Here is an 18,500-nt window from a genome sequence, read left to right as displayed (position 1 = left end):
CTCACCTTTCATCCCGCTCGAACCCGACCTGCAACACGACACCGGAGTCGCCCTCGTCGTCGCTCACGTCGAGGATCACGAGGACACCGTCGTCGAACCCGTGGCCCGCCAGGGCGTAGACGTCGGCCTCCGGCCCCTCGACCGCCTGCCCGTCCAGCTCGAGCGTCTCGCCGGCGTCGTGACCCTCGCCCTCGTCGACGTCCCAGCCGGCCGCCTCGACCTCGTCGCGCAGCGGTCCGGCGGTCTCCTCGAACGGCGCGTCGACCGCCAGCTGCACGGAGAGGCTCAACCCGTCGTCGTCCCGCTGGGTCTGCTGACCGAGAACCTCGGCGCCCTCGGGCAGCGGGAACTCGTCGGGGAACTCGTCGGGCAACTCGCCGCCCCCGAGCGTCATCTCCCCGTCCTCACCGGAGAACGAGAGCTCCCCCGACTCCTCGTCGAAGCTGACCTCGCTCTGCTCGCCGTCCTCGCCGGTCACGGTGACGCCCTCGTCGAAGTCGATGTCGACGTCCTGCTCGTCATCGGACAGTGCCTCACCGACCGCACGCTCGGTAAGCGACTCGACCATGTTCCCGCACGCGGCGAGTAGCAGCGCGAGCGCCGCGAACACCGCCCCGAACACTAAACGCCTCCGCACAGGTCACCCTCCCGCCGGTTGTCCCCGCCCGCCCGCACCCACCAGTACGGCTGCGGGTACGGACAGTAAAGCGGATCGCTGTCCCGATTCTGTCCCGAGGGTGTCCCCTTACGGGCCACCGGCCCGTCCACGACCCGCCTGGAGAGCCCACCGGAGGCCTCGCCCGCCGCCTGTCGAGAGGCGGGGGCGCCGGCTATCCGGTCACGAGCACCGCGATCGCGACCACCACGGCCAGGCCCACCGCGACCCACACGCGCCGATCGGCGAGCAGTGCTCGGAGCCCGCCGGTCGCCCCGGTCTGCGCCGGGCGGGCGAGCGGCTGCGGTTGCAGCTCGGGACGGCTGATCGCGACCGCGAGACCGGTGCGCCCGGTCTCGCCCAGCTCCTCACGGACCACCCAGGTGGCGAGGTCGGGCCGCTGGGCGAGCAGTTCGGCGGTGGCCGCGGCCGTTTCGGGAACGATCCGGCCCGCTCGGCGTTGCCCGTCCGCGTCGAGCACCTCCACCTGCCGCCCGTCGGCGACCTCGACGGTGCGCAGCGTCACGGTCCGGTCGACCCCGAAGGCCGGGAAGGCCATCGCCTGCCGCTCCTCGGGGGAGGCGGGTTGCACGTCGACCACGGCGATCTCGTCGAACGCCTCGGGCGCCAGCCGGGCAGGGGGGCGCGGCTCGCCGTCCTCGACGACCTCGTAGCCCCGCGTGATGATCGGCCCCTGCGGGGTGGGGCGCTCGCCCGTGGTCCTGCGGAGTTCGGCCATCTCGCACTCCCGACGTCGTCGCACGCATGCTCGCAGACGTCGGGCGGGTCGACCCGCGAGCCCCACCGCCGAACGGACGGTCGCGGGGACGCCGGACCCTAGTCGTGCCCGGCCGCGAGGGCGCTCGGCTCCCCGGTGGAGGGCTCGGCCGTGTCGACGCCCTCGATCACGAGGGCGTCGTGACCGACGTCGACGCGCACCGCCTGGCCCTCGGTGATCGACCCGTCGAGCAGCGCGAGGGCGACACGATCCTCGAGCTCCTTGCGCAGCGTGCGCTTGAGCGGTCGGGCCCCGTAGACGGGGTCGTAGCCGCGCTCGGCGAGCCAGTCCTTGGCGGCCTCGCTGACCTCGAGAGCCAGGTCGCGCTGGCCGAACCGCTCGCCGACGGTGCGCAGCTGCACGTCGACGATCTCGCGCAGCTGGTCCTTGTCGAGCCGGTGGAAGATCAACAGCTCGTCGAGGCGGTTCAGGAACTCGGGGCGGAAGTGCTCGCGCACGCTCGCCATGACCCGCTCGCGCATCTGCGCCTCGGGCAGGTCGGCCTCCAGCAGCCACTGGCTGCCGAGGTTCGAGGTCATGATGACCACGGTGTTGCGGAAGTCGACCGTCTGCCCGTGCCCGTCGGTCAGCCGCCCATCGTCGAGCAGCTGGAGCAGCGTGTTGAACACGTCCGGGTGGGCCTTCTCGACCTCGTCGAGCAGCACGACCGAGTAGGGGCGACGGCGCACCGGCTCGGTGAGCTGACCGCCCTCCTCGTAGCCGACGTAGCCCGGCGGCGCCCCGACGAGGCGGCTGACGGTGTGCTTCTCCTGGAACTCGCCCATGTCGAGGCGGACCATCGCCCGCTCGTCGTCGAACAGGAAGTCGGCGAGAGTGCGCGCGAGCTCGGTCTTGCCGACCCCGGTCGGCCCGAGGAAGAGGAACGACCCGAGCGGGCGGTTCGGGTCCGCGATGCCGGCCCGGCTGCGGCGCACCGCGTCGCTGACCGCCTGCACGGCCTCCTCCTGGCCGATCACGCGCTCACGCAGCACGTCCTCCAGGCGCACGAGCTTCTCGCGCTCGCCCTCCATGAGGCGGTCGACCGGGATCCCGGTCCACTTCGCGACGACCTCGGCCACGTCCTCGGCGGTGACCTCCTCGGTGAGCAGGGTGGCGCCCTCGGCCTGCAGCTCGGCGAGCTGTTGCTGGGCGTCGGCGAGCTCCCGCTCGGCGGCCGGCAGCTCGCCGTAGCGCAGCTCGGCCGCGCGCTGCAGGTCGCCGTCGCGCTCGGCGCGTTCGGCCTCGTCCCGCAGCCCCTCGATGCGCTCCTTCAGGCTGCGGATGACCTCGATCGCCGCCTTCTCCGCCTGCCAGCGCTCGGTGAGCTGGGCCAGCTCGCCGCGCAGGTCGTCGAGCTCGTCGGCGATCGCCGCGCGCCGCTGGCCTGCCTCGGGGTCGTCCTCGGCCGAGCCCTCGAGCGCGGCCTGCTCGATCTCGAGCTGCTTGACGCGGCGGTCGAGGACGTCGATCTCGGTGGGCATCGAGTCGATCTCGATGCGCACGCGGCTCGTGGCCTCGTCGATCAGGTCGATCGCCTTGTCCGGCAGGTAGCGCTCGGTGAGGTAGCGGTCGGACAGGCGTGCGGCCGCAACGAGCGCACCGTCGGTGATGCGCACCCCGTGGTGGACCTCGTAGCGCTCCTTGAGGCCGCGCAGGATCGCGACAGCGTCGGCCACGCTCGGCTCGCCGACGTGCACGGGCTGGAAGCGGCGCTCCAGCGCCTTGTCCTTCTCGACCTCGCGGTACTCGTCGAGGGTCGTCGCGCCGATCATGCGCAGCTTCCCGCGGGCCAGCAGGGGCTTGAGCATGTTGCCGGCGTCCATCGAGCCCTCGGCCTTGCCGGCACCGACGATCGTGTGCAGCTCGTCGACGAAGGTGATCATCCGCCCCTCGGCGGCCTCGATCTCCTTGAGGACGGCCTTGAGTCGCTCCTCGAACTCCCCGCGGTACTTCGCGCCCGCGATCATCGCGCCCAGGTCGAGCGCGACGATGCGACGGTCCTTGAGCGACTCGGGCACGTCGCCGGCGACGATGCGCTGGGCGAGACCCTCGGCGATCGCGGTCTTGCCGACCCCCGGGTCGCCGATGAGCACGGGGTTGTTCTTCGTGCGGCGGCTCAGCACCTGCACGACCCGGCGGATCTCGTCGTCTCGCCCGACCACCGGGTCGAGCTCGCCCTGCTCGGCGGCCTCGGTGAGGTCGCGCGCGTACTTCTCCAGCGCCTCGTAGGTGTCCTCGGGCGTCTGGCTCTCGACCCGCTGGTTGCCGCGGACCTCGCGCAGCGCTGCCAGCAGCGCGTCGCCGGTGGCCCCGGCCTGCTGCAGCACACGTGCCGCGGCGTCGGTCCCCTCGCCGATGGCGAGCAGCAGGTGCTCGGTCGACACGTACTCGTCACCGAGTGACTCGGCGCGCTGCTCGGCCTCGGTGAGCGCCTGGCTCGTGGCCCGGGACGCGCCGGGCTGGCTCGTCGCGCCGCTGGCCTGGGGCAAGCGGGCCAGCGCCTGCTCGGCCTCCTGGCGGAGCGCGTCCGGAGCGCCGCCGAGGCGACGCAGCACCGGCGGCACGATGCCGTCCTGCTGGTCGAGCAGCGCGACGAGCAGGTGGACGGGCTCGAGCTGCGGGTTCCCGCGTTCCACGGCGAGCTGGAACCCGCGCTGGACGGCCTCCTGGGCCTTGATGGTCAAACGGTTCGCATCCATGGCCCCAACCCTAGCGCGGCGTCGCAGTGCTCGCAGCAGAAAACTTGAGTCTTAGTTGCTCAAGTCGGAGCGGCCCTACCCTCGCCCATGGCTTCTCCTCCGGGGCAGGCCGTCGCGCACATGACCGTCGGCGTCGCGGCGGTGAGCGTGCTGGACGTCGACGACTTCAAGGCGTTCAACGAGGTCCACCACCACGGGGCCGGCGACGTGCTGCTGGCCGAGCTGGCGGCTCGCTGGCGCGAGCTCGTTCCCGAGCAGGCGACCCTCGCCCGCTACGGGGGTGACGAGTTCGTGATCGTGCTGCCCGGCCATTCGAGCGCCGAGGCTCTCGCGGTGGTCGAGACCCTGCGCGGGCGGGTGCCCGAAGGCCAGACCGCCTCGGCGGGCATCGCCACCGGCGACAAGGACGACACCCACACCGAGTTGATCGCCCGCGCCGACATCGCCCTCTACGAGGCGAAGCGCGGCGGGGGGAACCGGGTCGTCAGCGTCGACGAACGTCAGCGCCAGCGAGCTCGCCGTCGAGGGCTTCGCGCCCGAACTCGACGCGACCCTGGCGGCTGGCGACCTGGCGCCGGAACGGTTGACGCTCGAAATCACCGAGAGCGCGTTGCTGCAGCAGACCGAGACAGTCGACCGCACCCTCGCCGCGGTCCGGGAGGTGGGGGTCCGCCTCTCGCTCGACGACTTCGGTGCGGGCCACGGCTCCCTCACGCGCCTGCAGTTCCTCCCGTTCGACGAGATCAAGCTCGACCGCAGCCTGATCGACAGCCCGCACGCGGCGGCGTTCATCGGGGCGGTCACCTGGCTGAGCGACGCGCTGCGCACCCCGGTGATCGTCGAGGGCGTCGAGACCGAGGAGCAGCTCGAGCTGCTCCGCCCGATCGGCTGCCACGGCGCTCAGGGATTCGTGCTCGCGCGCCCGGTGGAGCCCGCCGCGCTGCCGGCCGTCGTGCGGGGCCTGTCGCAGTGGTGGCCCTGGCCCCACCACGAGACGGTGCCCGCCCGAGACTGATCCGCCCGCCGGAGACGAGCCGCCAGCGTCCCGACACCGCTGGCGACATCCGATAGCCGACGGGCGTGGCCGAGTCAGCGCCGGCGGCGGCCCACGGTGCGGTGCGGCTCGATCTCCGTGGACGGCTCACGGTAGAGCACGATCTCGGCCGACCGCGCCCGCGCCTGCTCGCGCAGCGCGTACTCGGCGTCGCGGCGGACCCGTTCGACCTCCGCGAGCGCCTCGGTGAGCCGCTCGCGGGTCTCCTCCAGCTCCTCCTCCAACCGCAGGACCCGCAGGACTCCGGCGAGGTTGACGCCCTCCTCCTGGGTGAGCTCCTGGATGAGACGGACCCGCTCAACGTCGCGCTCGGAGTAGCGGCGCGTACCCCCCGCCGTCCGCGACGGGCGGATGAGGCCCTTGCGCTCGTAGGTGCGCAGGGTCTGCGGGTGCACGCCGGCCAGCTCGGCGGCCACCGAGATGATGTAGACCGCCGTTTCCCGCCGAACTCGCGCAACCATCAGTGCGCCTCCTCCCGAGCGGCCACCGCGGCGTCCAGGTGCGCCCGCAGCTCGTCGGCCTGCTCGGTCGCACCGAACTCCTCGAGCATCTTCTTCTGCGTGCGGCTCAGCTTGCGGGGGACGACCACGTCGACGACCACGAGCAGATCGCCGTAGGCGCCACCGGACTTGGGCGCACCGCGGCCGCGCACGCGGAGGGTGCGGCCCGGTTGCGTGCCGGCGGGCACCTTGACCGTCACGGCGCCGTCCAGCGTGGGGACCCGCACCTTCGTCCCGAGCGCCGCCTCGGTCATCGTGACGGGAAGGTGCACGACGAGGTTGTCCCCGCGGCGGTCGAAGAACTCGTGCTCCGCGACGTGCACGGTCACGTAGAGGTCGCCGGGCTCTCCGCCGCCGCCCCCCGGCGCGCCCTTGCCCTTGAGCCGGATGCGAGCACCGTCCTTGACTCCGGCGGGGATGCGGGCGCGGATGTCGCGGGTGCGGGTCTCGCGCCCACTGCCGCTGCAGGTCGAGCACGGATCGGTGATCTGGCGACCGCTGCCGCCGCACGACGGGCAGGGCTCGCTGAACCCGAACATGCCCTGGTCGCGCGTGATCAGCCCCTGGCCTCCGCACGTGCCGCACACCTGCGGGCTCGTCCCCGGCCGCGACCCGGAGCCGTGGCACGTCGAACAGGGCGCGGGCCCGGCCACCCGCAGCGTCGTCGTCACCCCGGCCATCGCGTCCTCGAAGGACAGCGTCAGCTCGGTCTCGACGTCGGTGCCGCGCTGCGTGCGTGCCCGGCCGCGGCTGCGGGTCGACCCGCCGGCCCCGAACGGGCTACCGCCCGCGCCGGCGCCCTCGCCGAACAGGTCGCCGAGCAGGTCCGAGAGGTCGAAGGTCTCCGCGCCCCGGAACCCGCCCCCGGCACCGAACGGACCGGCCCCGCCGGGGCCCGGTCCACCACCGCGGAACGCCCCGCTGTCGACCAGGTTGCGGACCTGGTCGTACTCCTTGCGCTTCTCGGGATCGGAGAGGACCGAGTAGGCCTCGCTGATCTCCTTGAAGCGCTGCTCGGCGTCCGGATCGTCGGGGTTCGCGTCGGGGTGGTGCTCGCGCGCCAGCTTGCGGTACACCCGGGAGATCTCGGACTGGTCGGCGTCCTTCGAGACCCCCAGGGTTTTGTAGTAGTCCTTCTCGACGTAGTCGCGTTGGGTCATGGCTACTGGGCCACCGACACCGAGGCCGGCCGCAGCACCCGCCCCTTGAAGCGGTAGCCGGGCCGCAACACCTCGGCCACGTACGGCTCCTCGACCTCCTCGTCGGCCTCGACCTGCATCATCGCCTCGTGGTGCTCGGGGTCGAACGGCGCCCTGACCCCGGGGACCTCCTCGAGGCCGGCGTCGGACAGCGCGGCCCACAGCTCCCGGTACACCATCTCGACGCCCTTGGCGAGCGGCTGGTCCTCGGCCTCCTCAGCGCCGAGACGCACGTGCCCGAAGTTGTCGAGCACCGACAGCAGGTTCCCGACGAGCTGTTCCGCGCCCTTGTCGAGCGCCTCGCCGCGCTCCCGCTGAACGCGACGGCGGAAGTTCTCGAACTCCGCGCGCTCGCGCCGGAGCAGGTCGAGGTACTCGTCGCGCTCGGCGGCAACGCGTGTGAGCTCGTCGACGGGCTCGCCGTCGGGGTCCGCACCACCGGCGGCAGCCTCACCGTCGACCGCCTCGCCGGACGAGGGTGGCTCGGACCCGGCCGAGCCACCCTCGGCGAACGACGCGTCGGCGCCCTCGGCCCTCGGGTCGTGCGCACCGGCCTCCCCGGTGGCGTCGTGCGGCGGCTCCTGCCGGGCCGAGCCATCGGTCACGTCAGGCTCCTCGCCCGGGTCGTGCCGCGCGTACTCGTCGCGTCCGTGGCGTGGATCCCCATCCATGGGCTACGCCGACCCCTTGTTGTCGTCGTCGTCCTCGTCCACGACCTCGGCGTCGACGATGTCCTCGTCGTCGGTCGCCGTCCCGGCGCCGCCGGCCTCCGCGCCGGCGGCCTCCTCACCCGTGGTCGCGTAGAGCTCCTGGCCGACCTCCTGGCTGACCTGCATGAGCTCGTCGGTCGCGGACTGGATCTGCTCGGAGTCGTCGGTCTGCAGGGCGTCGCGCACCTTGCCCTGCGCCTCCTCGAGCTTCGCCCGGCTCTCGGCCGAGATCTTCTCGTCGTTGTCCTTGACGAGCTTCTCGGTCTGGTAGAGGACGTTGTCGGCGTTGTTGCGAGCCTCGGCGGCTTCGCGACGCTTGCGGTCCTCCTCCGCGTACTGCTCGGCGTCGCGGACCATCCGATCGATGTCCTCCTTGGGGAGGGCCGTCTGACCGGTGATCTGCATCGACTGCTCCTTGCCGGTCGCCTTGTCCTGCGCGGACACGTTGACGATGCCGTTCGCGTCGATGTCGAAGGTGACCTCGATCTGGGGCACGCCACGCGGCGCCGGCGGGATGTCGGTGAGCTGGAACTTGCCGAGCGACTGGTTCGCGTCGGCCATCTCGCGCTCACCCTGCAGCACGTGGATCTCCACCTGGGGCTGGTTGTCCTCGGCGGTGGTGAAGACCTCGCTCTTGCGGGTCGGGATCGTCGTGTTCCGCTCGATGAGCTTGGTCATGACCCCGCCCTTGGTCTCGATGCCCAGGGACAGCGGGGTGACGTCGAGCAGCAGCACGTCCTTGACGTCGCCCTTGAGGACCCCGGCCTGCAGCGCCGCGCCGACGGCCACGACCTCGTCGGGGTTGACGCCCTTGTGCGGCTCCTTGCCGCCGGCGAGCTCCTTGACCACGTCGATCACCGCGGGCATGCGCGTCGAGCCGCCGACCAGGATCACGTGGTCGATGTCGCCGGTGGCGACGCCGGCGTCCTTGACCGCGGCCTGGAACGGCTTCTTGCAGCGCTCGAGCAGGTGCTCGGTCATCTGCTGGAACTGCGCCCGCGTGAGGGTCTCCTCGAGGTGCAGCGGGCCTTCCTGCGTCGCCGTGATGAACGGCAGGCTGATCGACGTCTCGTTCGTGGTCGACAGCTCGCGCTTGGCCTTCTCGGCGGCCTCCTTGAGGCGCTGCAGAGCCATCTTGTCCTGCAGGAGGTCGACGCCGTGGTGGTCCTTGAAGGTCTTGCCGAGCCAGTTGATGATCTCCTGGTCCCAGTCGTCGCCACCGAGGTCGGTGTCGCCGCTGGTCGCCTTGACGTCGAAGACCCCCTCGGCGATCTCGAGCACCGACACGTCGAACGTGCCGCCGCCGAGGTCGAAGACGAGGACGGTCTGCTCGTCCTGCTCGTCGAGCCCGTAGGCGAGCGACGCCGCGGTCGGCTCGTTGATGATGCGCAGGACCTCGAGACCCGCGATCTCGCCGGCCTCCTTGGTGGCCTGCCGCTGGGCGTCACCGAAGTAGGCGGGCACGGTGACGACCGCCTCGGTGACGTCGTCACCCAGATAGCTCTCGGCGTCCCGCTTGAGCTTCTGCAGGATGCGCGCCGAGACCTCCTGGGGCGTGAAGGTCTTCCCGTCGACCTCGGTCGACCAGTCGCTGCCCATGTGGCGCTTGACCGACTGGATCGTCCGGTCCGGGTTGGTGACCGCTTGCCGCTTGGCGACCTCGCCGACGAGGACCTCGCCGGACTTCGAGAAGCCCACGACCGAGGGCGTGGTCCGGGTCCCTTCGGCGTTCGAGATCACCTCGGCTTCGCCGCCCTGCATGGTCGCGACGACCGAGTTCGTCGTTCCCAGGTCGATGCCGACTGCCTTTGCCATGTACCACCTCCGCGCCGCTCAGGCGCTCAGGGACGTCGTGTTCTCGAACCCGAGCCTACCCCTCGCGACGGGCAGCAACAACATGGTTGAGCCAGTCACACTCAGATTTTATTGCTTCGACACTCGCGGTGCGCGCCACCGGTGGTCGACTCGCCGTCCCCGCGCGTCCGCCCGATCGCGCCCGTTGAACGCCACCGCGAGCACGGCCGGCAGGACCACCACGACGATCGCGATCACCCACATCAGCCAGATCGCCATCTGCCCTCTCCTTCCCCACCTCTTCCCGACCTCGTCACCCTCGGACCGTGGCGTGCGGGGCACTCTCACCCGCGCACCTCGAGCTGCCATCCCGGCTCGACCCCGTGCTCCTGGAACCGCCCCTGGGGGAGCTCGAGCGCGCGACGGTACTGCCCCTCGGGCTCGTGCACCGGGCACGGGTCATCGTCGCACACGTCCATCTCGATGATCTCGGTCACCGTGCCGGCGTCGTCCGCGAAGGCGATCGAGAGAGGGAACCGCACGCCCTTCATCCAGAAGCCGCCATCGCGGGAAGCGGGATACTCGAACAGCATCCCGGTGCCCTCCGGCAGATGGGACCATCCCATCAGGCCGACCGCCCGCCGATCCTGGTCGTCGGCGACCCACACGTGCAGCGGGACGGTGGCTCCGTCCGGACCGGTGAGCACCACGTCGTCCGTCGGCCAGCCCTCGGCCTCGTCGGGGACGTCGGCGGGTTCGGGTGCTCCCGCGGGACCAGCGGCGTCCTCGTTCCCCCCGTCGGACGCGGCTCCCTCGCTCTCCGCGGCTCCCTCACTCCCCGCGGCTTCCTCGCCCGAGGCACCCTCCGAGCTCTCGCCCTCCGTCGCGCACCCCGCGAGGCCGGCGAGGGCGAGGGCCAGCACCGCGCCCGCCCCCGCGGCCGCGCCCAGCACGGCGCGGCCGCGGGCGTGCGGGCGAACTCGCCGTCGCGTCATACCGGGCACGATACGCGTTCCGCGCACAAAGCCCCCGAACGGGGTCGGCGACCGACGCACCGGTGCGGGGACCCCTGGACGCCGGACGTGCCGCCCGTCCGCATCGTTCGACCCGTCGCGCCGCGGACTCTAGCCTGCGGACAGTACCGGTCTGACTTCTAGGAGCGCCGATGGACACGCTCGACGTCGTTCGGCTCGCTGCCGGCATCGCGATCTTCGGGATCGGCCTCGGCCTTGCAGCACGCCGGATCGTCTTCCTCGTGCGCCTGCTCTTCGTCGCACAGCCGATGCCCGAGCGCATGCACGGGTGGGGCGAAAAGGTCAAGTACCTCGTGACCCACGTGCTCGCCCAGCAGAAGATCCTGCAGTGGAACGCCAACGGTTGGCTGCACGCGCTGATCTTCTGGGGCTTCATCGTCCTGCAGACCAAGACGCTCGAGGCCGTCGGCGAGATCTTCGACCCCGCCTTCCACATCCCCGGCTTCCCCGCGGGCACCGTCCGCGCCGAGGTGCTCGGGTTCACCCAGGACCTGTTCGCGCTCCTGGTGCTGGTGGCGATCATCGGCTTCGCGATCATCCGCTTCACCCAGCACCCCGACCGCACCGGGCGCGGGTCGCGGTTCGCCGGGTCCAACCTCGACGAGGGCTGGTACGTCCTGATCGCCGAGTTCGCGCTGCTGTACACCGCGCTCGTGCTGCGCGGCGCGCGGTCGGCCAAGGGCATGCTGCCCTACGGCGACGGCGCGTTCGTGTCCAACTGGATGGGTCAGTTCTTCGGCGACCTCGACCCGGCCGTGCTCGACCTGCTCGGCGCGGTGTTCCTGCTCGCCCACCTCGCCGTGTTCGTCGGGTTCATGCTGTTCACGCTGCACTCGAAGCACCTGCACGTCTTCTCCATCCCCTTCCAGGTCGCGTTCAGCCGCTTCCCGAAGGGCCTCGGCAAGCTCGAGTCCGAGAAGATCGACATCGAGGAGATGGACGAGGACGACGAGCTCGGCGTCGGCAGGATCGAGGACTTCGGGTTCAAGCGCTTCCTCGACATGTACTCGTGCACCGAGTGCGGCCGGTGCCAGAGCCAGTGCCCGGCGTGGAACACCGGCAAGCCGCTCAACCCCAAGCTGTTGATCATGGACCTTCGCGACCACCTCTACGCGAAGGGGCCGTACCTGCTCGACGAGTCGAAGGCCGAGGCCGCCGGCGGCCACGAGAACGTGCCGGTGCTGCAGCAGATGCTCGTCGGCGACGCGCCCGGCGAGGAGGGCCCGGTCATCGACTACGACGTGCTATGGTCGTGCACGACCTGCGGCGCGTGCGTAGAGGAGTGCCCGGTCGACATCGAGCACGTCGACCACATAATGGACCTGCGCCGCTACAAGGCGATGATGGAGTCGAGTTTCCCCGAGGAGGCCGCGGGGATGCTCCGCAACCTCGAGAACTCCGGCGACCCGTGGGGCGCGGGCTCGTCGAAGCGGCTCGAGTGGGCCGAGGGCCTGGACGTGCAGGTCGCCGACGGCCCGCTCGACGACGACGTCGAGTACCTGTTCTGGGTCGGCTGCGCCGGCGCGTTCGAGGACCGCGCGAAGAAGGTCACGCGCACCGTCGCCGAGCTGCTCAACACCGCCGGCGTGAACTGGGCGGTGCTCGGGCCGGGCGAGACCTGCACCGGCGACCCCGCGCGCCGGGTCGGCATGGAGTACCTGTACCAGATGATGGCCGAGCAGAACGTCGAGACGCTCAACGAGGTCGGGGCGACGAAGATCGTGGCCACCTGCCCGCACTGCTTCAACACGATCCGCAACGAGTACCCGGACTTCGACGGGCACTTCGAGGTCATCCACCACACCGAGCTGCTGTCCCGGCTCGTCGAGGAGGGCCGCCTCGCGTCGGAGCAGCCGATCTCCAAGCGCGTGACCTACCACGACCCCTGCTACCTGGGCCGGCACAACGGGAAGTACGACGAGCCGCGCGCGGTCGTCGACGGGGTCGAGGGGCTCGAGAAGGTGGAGATGCCGCGCTGCCGCAACCACGGGTTCTGCTGCGGTGCCGGCGGCGCGCGCTTCTTCATGGAGGAGGACATCGGCAAGCGCGTCAACCACGAGCGGATCGACGAGGCCCTCGACCAGCGCCCCGACCTCGTCTCCACCGCGTGCCCCTTCTGCATGGTGATGCTCGACGACGCCGTCCAGGACAAGACCGGCAAGGGCGAGCTCGGCGAGGGCGACGTCCGGGTGGTCGACGTGAGCCAGATCCTCGCCGACTCGATGCTCCCGGTGGCGCAGGTCAACGGTAACGGGTCGCATCCCTCGGTCGCGCCGGGGGAGGCCGACCAGGCGGACACCGCCCCGGGAGCGGACGACGGCGACGGACCTCGCTGAGGACCCCACCCGGCCGCCGCGCGTTGCTCGAGAGCGGCGCGGGGCCTACTGCCGGATGTCGCGGATCTCGGTCCCGCGCTCGGCGAGGTCGGCCGCCGCGTCGACCTCGCCGAGCATCGCGTGCAGCTCGTCCAGCGCCCCGGCCGGGACCGCCAGCTCGTAGGCCGCGCCCGTCGCGTCGTAGGCGCCCGGGGCCATGTCGGCCCCGTGGCGGGCCGCCCACTGCCGCAGCCGGTGCTCGAGGCGCCCCGCCTCGGCGTGGGAGGCCCGCACCTCGACGACGTGCACTCGCCGCCGCGTGACCCGAGGGGCGTCGTCGAGTGCCGCACGCACCGCGTCGCCGTAGGCGCGCACGAGGCCACCCGCGCCGAGCAGCGTCCCGCCGAAGTAGCGGGTGACGATCGCGACGACGTCGGTGATCTCCGCACCCTGCAGCACCGCGAGCATCGGCGCACCGGCCGTCCCCGACGGCTCTCCGTCGTCGTTGGAGCGCTGGCGGGCCCCGTCGGGTCCGACCATGAGCGCGGTGCAGTGGTGGCGAGCGTCGTGGAACTCGCGGCGGACCTCGGCGATGCGCTGCTGCGCGGCCGCTTCGTCGGGTACCGGCGCGAGCGTCGCGATGAACCGCGACTTCGTCACGCAGGTCTCGCGGCGCACCTCGCCGGCGATCGTGTCGAGCGGCTCGGGCTCGTCATGCATGTGCAACGCAGGGTGCGGTCGCGGCCTGGTTGCACGCGCAACGATGGTCGCCACGGCGTTGCGTGTGCAACGACTGGCGGCGTTGCCCACGGAGCGGTCTCATCCGCGCTCGCCGGCCTCCCCGAAGTTCTCGTAGAAGCGGCTCGCTGTCGGACCCTGCTGGCCCTGGTACTTGGAGCCGAGCTCGGCGCTGCCGTACGGGTGCTCGGCCGGCGAGGAGAGCTGGAACAGCGCGACTTGCCCGATCTTCATGTGGGGGTAGATCGCGATGGGCAGGTTCGCGACGTTCGAGAGCTCCAGCGTCAGCTGCCCGGAGAACCCCGAGTCGATGAAGCCCGCGGTCGCATGCACCAGCAGGCCGAGCCGGCCGAGGGAGCTCTTCCCCTCCAAGCGGGCCACGAGATCGCCCGGGAGGCTGACGCGCTCGTACGTGGCCCCGAGCACGAACTCACCCGGGTGAAGGACGAACGACTCCCCGGGCGCGACCTCGACGATCTCGGTGAGGTCCGGCTGCGGCGCCCGCGTGTCGATGTACGGATGACGATGGTTCGCGAAGACGCGGAAGCCGTCCCCGATACGCACGTCAACGCTCGCCGGTTGGATGGCATGGTCGGCCAGCGGGTCGATGACGAGGGCACCCTTGTCGAGCTGCGCACGGATATCGCGGTCGGAGAGGATCACGACGGGCTCCGCGGTCGGCGCACAGGTCTCGTGCATCCTACGCGGTCGCCGCAGCGTCGATTGCTGGTCCCACCCCCGGCGCTGTACAGTCGGGACCCGTACCGCGGGTGTAGTTCAATGGCAGAACACGAGCTTCCCAAGCTCGCAATGGGGGTTCGATTCCCCTCACCCGCTCCATGGGGTCTTAGCGAAAAAATCGGCCGACTGTTGGCGGAAAACCGGCCGGCTACGAGCGGCGAGACGACGGCGCCCCCGCTGCGAGGGCGGGGGCGCCGGTACGTCTCGGGTAGAGGCGGGGCGGCCTCAGGCAGCGTCGAGGTAGGCGCGGTCGAGCGTCTCGGCCTGGTCGGCGGTGAGCTCGACGAACCCGTGGTTGGCCTCGTCAGGCGCGAGTAGGGGATGCTCGGGGTCACCCAGCCCGGTGTCGGCGTGCCAGTTGCGCAGCTGGCGGACGTTGCACGCCGCCGCCGTGATCGCGAGCATCAGCCGGATCGGCCCCAGCCCAGTGGTGCGCACGAACCCGCGGCGTAGGTTCTCGGCGCTAGCGTTCTGGACGTTGCCGAAGAACCCCTCGACGTAGGTACGCCGGTCGTAGGAGGCCCTCCACTTGCGGCTGCCCCAGTAGAAGGGCTGGTCGAGCTTGGCGGACACCTTCCGGCATGATGCGACCCGGTTGGCCGCAGCTAGCCAGAAAGCCGTCGGGTTGGGCGAGCGGCGGTAGGCTAACCACACGACAGTCGGCGCCCCCGAGCTCCTGAACATCGGACCGGAGTCGATGTGTGACCAGCACGGCCGGGGCAAAGCGTTTGCGTTGGAACTCTCGCATCACACTATGGGCATCGGGATGCTTGGCGCTTGAGGAGAAGAGCACCGCCGCGCGGTGCAACAAGCTAGGCGCGTCCAGCATCTCCAGCGACGTACACGCCCGCGCCGGCTGGCGACAGGACTCCTCATGCAGGAGCGCAGCAAGCTGAGCGATCACCATTGATCCACCCGCCCCCGCGAACAACGCCGGGCCTGTACCGACATCTCGAACGGCCGCGCGCAGCTCGCCGACGTCGGCGGTCAGCGCACAGGCGTAGGTTCTCTCGAGTGCGGCGAGCTCGCTCGCATACGGTGCCTTCATCCGTCGCAGTATTGCGCACGCGAGAGGGGGCGGCTCAAGAGCCGCGACCCCCCGCTGGGGCGCCGGCTCGGCAGTCAACCTCGCTGCGCCCGCGGGTTCGCGCCTGCCACGGCGCAGAGACTGTCGAGGCCATCGGGATGTTGCGCAGGCTCGCCCGCCGCATCCGCAGCCTGGAGGCCGAAGCGTCCGAACACGAGACCGCGCTGCATCGACTCATCGCCTCCTGGCGGCCCGACCTGCTCTGGCCCAGACCGGCACCTGGGAGTGACAGGCTGAAGTGGCCCCGGTGTGACGGGGCGGAATCTAGCGATCGTCGCCCATCGAACCGGTAGACGCTTTCGCTGGCAGCAAGCACCTCCTCGTCGTCGGTCACTGCGACGGCTGTCACCGGCCAGTCCGGCAGGCCGTCGGCCTCGCCGTGGGCGCTCCACCGTTGACCGTCGAAGGACGCCACCCCTTCCCAGGAGGCCACCCATGCCCCGCCGTCGGGGCCCACCGCCACCTGGTCGGCGCGGCTGCCGATGGGCGCCGCCTGCTGGTGCGAGAGGGTCGTCCACTCCTGGTCGTCGAACCTTGATACGCCCGCGTGGGTGCCGGCCCACACGACACCGCCCGGACCGATCTCCACCGACTCGACCGCGTCGTGGGCAAGTCCGTCGTCGGCCGTGTAGGTCCTCCACGCCTGCTCGTCCTCGCAGCCGCCCAGCCCCGCCGCCAGCACGGCGCCGCAAGCGAAGGTCGCTAACGCCCCGACCCGCCTCGTGTTCGCAACAGCCATGGCCTGGTCTCCCCGGTGGCATGCCAGCATCCCGCCGAAGAGACGTACACACCCCCCAACAAGTTGCACGGAATCGGGGCGCGATCATCGGCGGCCTGGAGGCCGCAGCGGACACGGTCGCGGTGGTGAGTTCGTCGCATGCCGGGTCGGTGCTAGACGTGCTAGACCCGGCGCGGCATGCAACAAGCCTGCACACCGGGTGTGTCACGCGGGGCAGGCAAGGACCCGCGGATGTGTCAGACCAGAACGATCGGGTGGGAGCTTGGTGCTACCGGCCCTGACCCACTCTCTCGCCGAACCCGCACGAACAATCGAGGCTAGCCGGCGTCCTCACGCGCGAAGACGAGGAAGCCCTCCTGTCCGGTGATGCGCAACTCGTCGCCGTCGCGGGTGAACCGTTCGGCATTCTCGAGTACGGGCTCGAACGCGCGGTTCGCCCGCGCTGCGTCATCGTTCGGGCACTCCATTGCCTCCTTATCGAAGAGGCCGAACTCGATCTCGTCGCCGTCCACTCGCACGCCCGGCACGTCATCGCCGTCGGGCTGCTCGTCGTCGATGTAGCTGTACCCGATGCCGCACGGGTCCTGGCCGCGCGCCTGGGTGCCCTCGATGATCAGCGTTGCGGTGGCCTCAGCGCCTTGAAGTGGGTCACCACCGTCCGGCCCTTCGCCGTCAACCAGCGTCCACTCACCTTGCAGCGCCCCGAGTTCGCCCTCGGTTCCCTCCTCGATCTCGCTCTCTGCGCGCGCCGTGCCGTCCCCCGGCTCCTCGGGTTCGTCGTCGCCCGGGTCGCTGTCCGTACACGCCGCCAACACCAGCACAGGGATGACGCAGGCCAGGCCGAGCTGTAAGACCTGGACACTGCGTGGACAACCGTGTCGCAACGTCATCGCCTTCTCGGGTGGCGACAAGGAGAAGCCCTCACCCTCGCCTAATCCGTTATGACGTCGATTTCAATGGCGTCCTGCACCGAGGAGAGATGGCTCGCCGTTCCCTTCTCACTGCACGGTCCGTAGGCACCTCCTGGGGCGGAGTCCCCTCGGCGGGTTGAGACGATTCCGTACGCCATCGTAACGTCTTCGATATCAGGTCCCCCACTGTCGCCCTTGCAGGTACGTGCTTCGAATTCGAACAACCGATCAGCCCCCTCTGCTGTGATCAATGTGTCCGATATGGGACCTGTCTCGAGGCCACCCGATTTCCCGGTTCGTCGCACCACGACTCCCTGACCATAGTTGATGACATTACTCTGTCGACGCTAATGTAGCGGGTGGTCGGACTGTCGTAGATGTGCGGTGTGTTGGTCTGACCCCAAGCGGCACCGATGTCGATCCTGGCCGCGTCGACCCGGGGACCGTTAACCGAGGCGTTGCCAGCATTCGGGACTCCACCTACGGTCGTGCCGCTGTGACCCACCCAATCACCCTGGTCGAAACAATGCCCAGCGGACATCATGTAGCGCCTGTTGGAACCGTTCGATGCACTGAAGCCCAGTGTGCATCCTGGTTCCGATGCCAGCCCACCCCGCAGATCATGCCCTGTGCAATCCTCCCGACTGCACGACTCAGCCTCCGGCTCGCGCTCCTCGAGCACGAAATGGCGGCTCCAGGAGCCGAGGACATCCTCGACCACGCGCTGCGCTCGTGCATCAGGCGAATCGACACCGAGCCGGATGATGTTGTCCGATGGCCGGTATGCGAGCGTTGCCTGTGTTCTGAGCTCCTCCTCGATCTGGGGGAGCCGCTCGCTGGCGAGGTCGTAGGCCTCCATCAGCGTCTCGGACTCGTGCTCTTGTGATACCAATGCGACGTCGTCCTGATAGGGCGCGAACTCACTGTCGCCCTCGAACACCGCTTCTACCTGCGCCTGCACCTCCGCCCCGTCATCGACTACCCCGACCTTGAGGTCGCGCTCCTGCCCATGGTCCACCCACAGGCCCACGAGACGGTCGTCAAGCGCTTCTGCGAGAGCCTCGGCGATCTCGTAGCGCACGGCTTGACGCTCAAGCACATGCTGCGCCTCGCCGAGCGAGTGACCGAACTCCTCCATAAGGTCGTCGACCTCAGGACCGTGGTTGTCACGATGATCCTCGTCTGGCTCCGCGGAGGACGCCGCTGGAACGTTACCGGCGACAAGAAGGAGGGACGCGGCACTTATCAGCAGGGTCCGACGGCGTGTGAGGATCCTTGAGACTCTCGGCCTAGGCACCTCTTGCATGGTGTGCCCCCCGGTAGATTGCCGCCTCGGACGATACATGTGACGCGTCGAGCGTTTTCAAGGGTGAGCCGCGACTCGTTAGGTAGGTCTAGGCAAGCAAGAGTGGAGTGCGACCTTCTCGAGGCGCCCCGCGCCGAACGGGCGCTGTGTGGCGTGGTCGCGCAGGCGTACGTGGAGGGCGTGTCCACCCGCGAGGTCGAGGACGCGCGGGGCCCAGCTGGCCATCACCAGCTTCTCACG

17 protein-coding genes, 1 tRNA gene and 2 pseudogenes are annotated in these 18,500 nt (G+C 70.3%); 4 read left to right on the top strand and 16 right to left on the bottom strand.

Annotation, left to right across the window (positions count from 1 at the left end; translation table 11 throughout):
• Window position 1: 1 nt before the first annotated feature.
• The 3 genes from ER308_RS11665 to clpB form a co-directional block, all read right to left on the bottom strand.
• A complete protein-coding gene (locus tag ER308_RS11665; protein WP_131155151.1) occupies window positions 2-637 on the bottom strand; it encodes a hypothetical protein in 636 nt (211 codons plus the stop codon).
• Between the two features lie 193 nt (window positions 638-830).
• A complete protein-coding gene (locus ER308_RS11660) occupies window positions 831-1,394 on the bottom strand; it encodes a hypothetical protein (RefSeq protein ID WP_131155150.1) in 564 nt (187 codons plus the stop codon).
• Between the two features lie 98 nt (window positions 1,395-1,492).
• A complete protein-coding gene (clpB, locus tag ER308_RS11655) occupies window positions 1,493-4,132 on the bottom strand; it encodes an ATP-dependent chaperone ClpB (RefSeq protein WP_131155149.1) in 2,640 nt (879 codons plus the stop codon).
• Between the two features lie 87 nt (window positions 4,133-4,219).
• On the opposite strand from clpB, the pseudogene ER308_RS23220 reads away from it, so the two are divergent.
• Window positions 4,220-4,561 (top strand): annotated as a pseudogene (locus ER308_RS23220) (GGDEF domain-containing protein); the annotation flags it as partial.
• Window positions 4,562-4,625: 64 nt separating this feature from the next.
• Window positions 4,626-5,147 (top strand): annotated as a pseudogene (locus ER308_RS22415) (EAL domain-containing protein); the annotation flags it as partial.
• 74 nt (window positions 5,148-5,221) lie between these two features.
• Here ER308_RS22415 and ER308_RS11645 read toward each other — a convergent pair.
• The 6 genes from ER308_RS11645 to ER308_RS11625 form a co-directional block, all read right to left on the bottom strand.
• The gene (locus tag ER308_RS11645; RefSeq protein WP_131155147.1) at window positions 5,222-5,647 is read right to left on the bottom strand and encodes a heat shock protein transcriptional repressor HspR; all 426 of its coding nucleotides are present in this window, start codon (window positions 5,645-5,647) and stop codon (window positions 5,222-5,224) included.
• Window positions 5,647-6,846 carry a molecular chaperone DnaJ gene (gene dnaJ / locus ER308_RS11640; protein WP_131155146.1) on the bottom strand — a complete coding sequence of 400 codons (1,200 nt, stop codon included), beginning with the start codon at window positions 6,844-6,846 and terminating at the stop codon, window positions 5,647-5,649. The genes ER308_RS11645 and dnaJ overlap by 1 nt, the downstream gene beginning before the upstream one ends.
• A gap of 2 nt (window positions 6,847-6,848) precedes the next feature.
• On the bottom strand, window positions 6,849-7,490 hold the full coding sequence (locus ER308_RS11635) for a nucleotide exchange factor GrpE (RefSeq protein WP_165492025.1): 642 nt from the start codon (window positions 7,488-7,490) through the stop codon (window positions 6,849-6,851).
• 69 nt (window positions 7,491-7,559) lie between these two features.
• The gene (gene dnaK / locus ER308_RS11630) at window positions 7,560-9,410 is read right to left on the bottom strand and encodes a molecular chaperone DnaK (protein WP_131155144.1); all 1,851 of its coding nucleotides are present in this window, start codon (window positions 9,408-9,410) and stop codon (window positions 7,560-7,562) included.
• Between the two features lie 108 nt (window positions 9,411-9,518).
• Complete coding sequence (locus tag ER308_RS21605) at window positions 9,519-9,668, bottom strand: hypothetical protein (protein WP_165492024.1); 150 nt, start codon at window positions 9,666-9,668, stop codon at window positions 9,519-9,521.
• A 65-nt stretch (window positions 9,669-9,733) separates the two neighbouring features.
• On the bottom strand, window positions 9,734-10,384 hold the full coding sequence (locus ER308_RS11625) for a DUF192 domain-containing protein (RefSeq protein WP_131155143.1): 651 nt from the start codon (window positions 10,382-10,384) through the stop codon (window positions 9,734-9,736).
• A 170-nt stretch (window positions 10,385-10,554) separates the two neighbouring features.
• Between ER308_RS11625 and ER308_RS11620 the strand changes: the two genes are divergently transcribed.
• Entirely contained in the window at window positions 10,555-12,759 is a 2,205-nt protein-coding gene (locus tag ER308_RS11620; RefSeq protein WP_131155142.1) for a (Fe-S)-binding protein, read from the top strand.
• A 45-nt stretch (window positions 12,760-12,804) separates the two neighbouring features.
• Here ER308_RS11620 and ER308_RS11615 read toward each other — a convergent pair whose 3' ends face one another.
• Together ER308_RS11615 and dcd are read right to left on the bottom strand one after the other, a co-directional pair.
• Window positions 12,805-13,458, bottom strand: coding sequence for an IMPACT family protein (locus tag ER308_RS11615; RefSeq protein WP_205745581.1), 654 nt, complete (start codon window positions 13,456-13,458; stop codon window positions 12,805-12,807).
• Between the two features lie 99 nt (window positions 13,459-13,557).
• A complete protein-coding gene (dcd, locus tag ER308_RS11610; RefSeq protein ID WP_131155141.1) occupies window positions 13,558-14,139 on the bottom strand; it encodes a dCTP deaminase in 582 nt (193 codons plus the stop codon).
• Between the two features lie 103 nt (window positions 14,140-14,242).
• On the opposite strand from dcd, the gene ER308_RS11605 reads away from it, so the two are divergent.
• Window positions 14,243-14,316, top strand: a tRNA-Gly gene (locus tag ER308_RS11605).
• Between the two features lie 126 nt (window positions 14,317-14,442).
• Here the strand turns inward: ER308_RS11605 and ER308_RS11600 are convergent.
• From ER308_RS11600 to ER308_RS11580, 5 genes are all read right to left on the bottom strand, one after another.
• Entirely contained in the window at window positions 14,443-14,790 is a 348-nt protein-coding gene (locus ER308_RS11600) for a hypothetical protein (RefSeq protein ID WP_131155140.1), read from the bottom strand.
• Window positions 14,791-15,299: 509 nt separating this feature from the next.
• Window positions 15,300-16,043: a hypothetical protein gene (locus ER308_RS11595; RefSeq protein WP_131155139.1), complete on the bottom strand. Its 744-nt coding sequence runs from the start codon at window positions 16,041-16,043 to the stop codon at window positions 15,300-15,302.
• 317 nt (window positions 16,044-16,360) lie between these two features.
• Entirely contained in the window at window positions 16,361-16,933 is a 573-nt protein-coding gene (locus ER308_RS11590; protein WP_131155138.1) for an META domain-containing protein, read from the bottom strand.
• A gap of 41 nt (window positions 16,934-16,974) precedes the next feature.
• A complete protein-coding gene (locus ER308_RS23215) occupies window positions 16,975-17,259 on the bottom strand; it encodes a trypsin-like serine protease (RefSeq protein ID WP_420826160.1) in 285 nt (94 codons plus the stop codon).
• On the bottom strand, window positions 17,202-18,260 hold the full coding sequence (locus ER308_RS11580) for a chymotrypsin family serine protease (protein WP_131155137.1): 1,059 nt from the start codon (window positions 18,258-18,260) through the stop codon (window positions 17,202-17,204). Before ER308_RS11580 ends, ER308_RS23215 begins: the two co-directional genes overlap by 58 nt.
• Window positions 18,261-18,500 lie beyond the last annotated feature (240 nt).

The sequence above is a fragment of the Egibacter rhizosphaerae genome (genome assembly GCF_004322855.1).
Taxonomy (GTDB): domain Bacteria; phylum Actinomycetota; class Nitriliruptoria; order Euzebyales; family Egibacteraceae; genus Egibacter; species Egibacter rhizosphaerae.
This window is presented reverse-complemented; position numbering and strand designations above follow the sequence as displayed.

Excerpts from the sequence above, each read along its gene's own strand:
- ER308_RS11660 (WP_131155150.1), bottom strand. The coding sequence starts at position 1,394 with ATGGCCGAACTCCGCAGGACCACGGGCGAGCGCCCCACCCCGCAGGGG.
- clpB (WP_131155149.1), bottom strand. The coding sequence starts at position 4,132 with ATGGATGCGAACCGTTTGACCATCAAGGCCCAGGAGGCCGTCCAGCGC.
- ER308_RS11645 (WP_131155147.1), bottom strand. The coding sequence starts at position 5,647 with ATGGTTGCGCGAGTTCGGCGGGAAACGGCGGTCTACATCATCTCGGTG.
- dnaJ (WP_131155146.1), bottom strand. The coding sequence starts at position 6,846 with ATGACCCAACGCGACTACGTCGAGAAGGACTACTACAAAACCCTGGGG.
- dnaK (WP_131155144.1), bottom strand. The coding sequence starts at position 9,410 with ATGGCAAAGGCAGTCGGCATCGACCTGGGAACGACGAACTCGGTCGTC.
- ER308_RS21605 (WP_165492024.1), bottom strand. The coding sequence starts at position 9,668 with ATGGCGATCTGGCTGATGTGGGTGATCGCGATCGTCGTGGTGGTCCTG.
- ER308_RS11625 (WP_131155143.1), bottom strand. The coding sequence starts at position 10,384 with ATGACGCGACGGCGAGTTCGCCCGCACGCCCGCGGCCGCGCCGTGCTG.
- ER308_RS11620 (WP_131155142.1), top strand. The coding sequence starts at position 10,555 with ATGGACACGCTCGACGTCGTTCGGCTCGCTGCCGGCATCGCGATCTTC.
- ER308_RS11615 (WP_205745581.1), bottom strand. The coding sequence starts at position 13,458 with ATGCATGACGAGCCCGAGCCGCTCGACACGATCGCCGGCGAGGTGCGC.
- ER308_RS11595 (WP_131155139.1), bottom strand. The coding sequence starts at position 16,043 with ATGGCTGTTGCGAACACGAGGCGGGTCGGGGCGTTAGCGACCTTCGCT.
- ER308_RS11590 (WP_131155138.1), bottom strand. The coding sequence starts at position 16,933 with ATGACGTTGCGACACGGTTGTCCACGCAGTGTCCAGGTCTTACAGCTC.
- ER308_RS11580 (WP_131155137.1), bottom strand. The coding sequence starts at position 18,260 with ATGCAAGAGGTGCCTAGGCCGAGAGTCTCAAGGATCCTCACACGCCGT.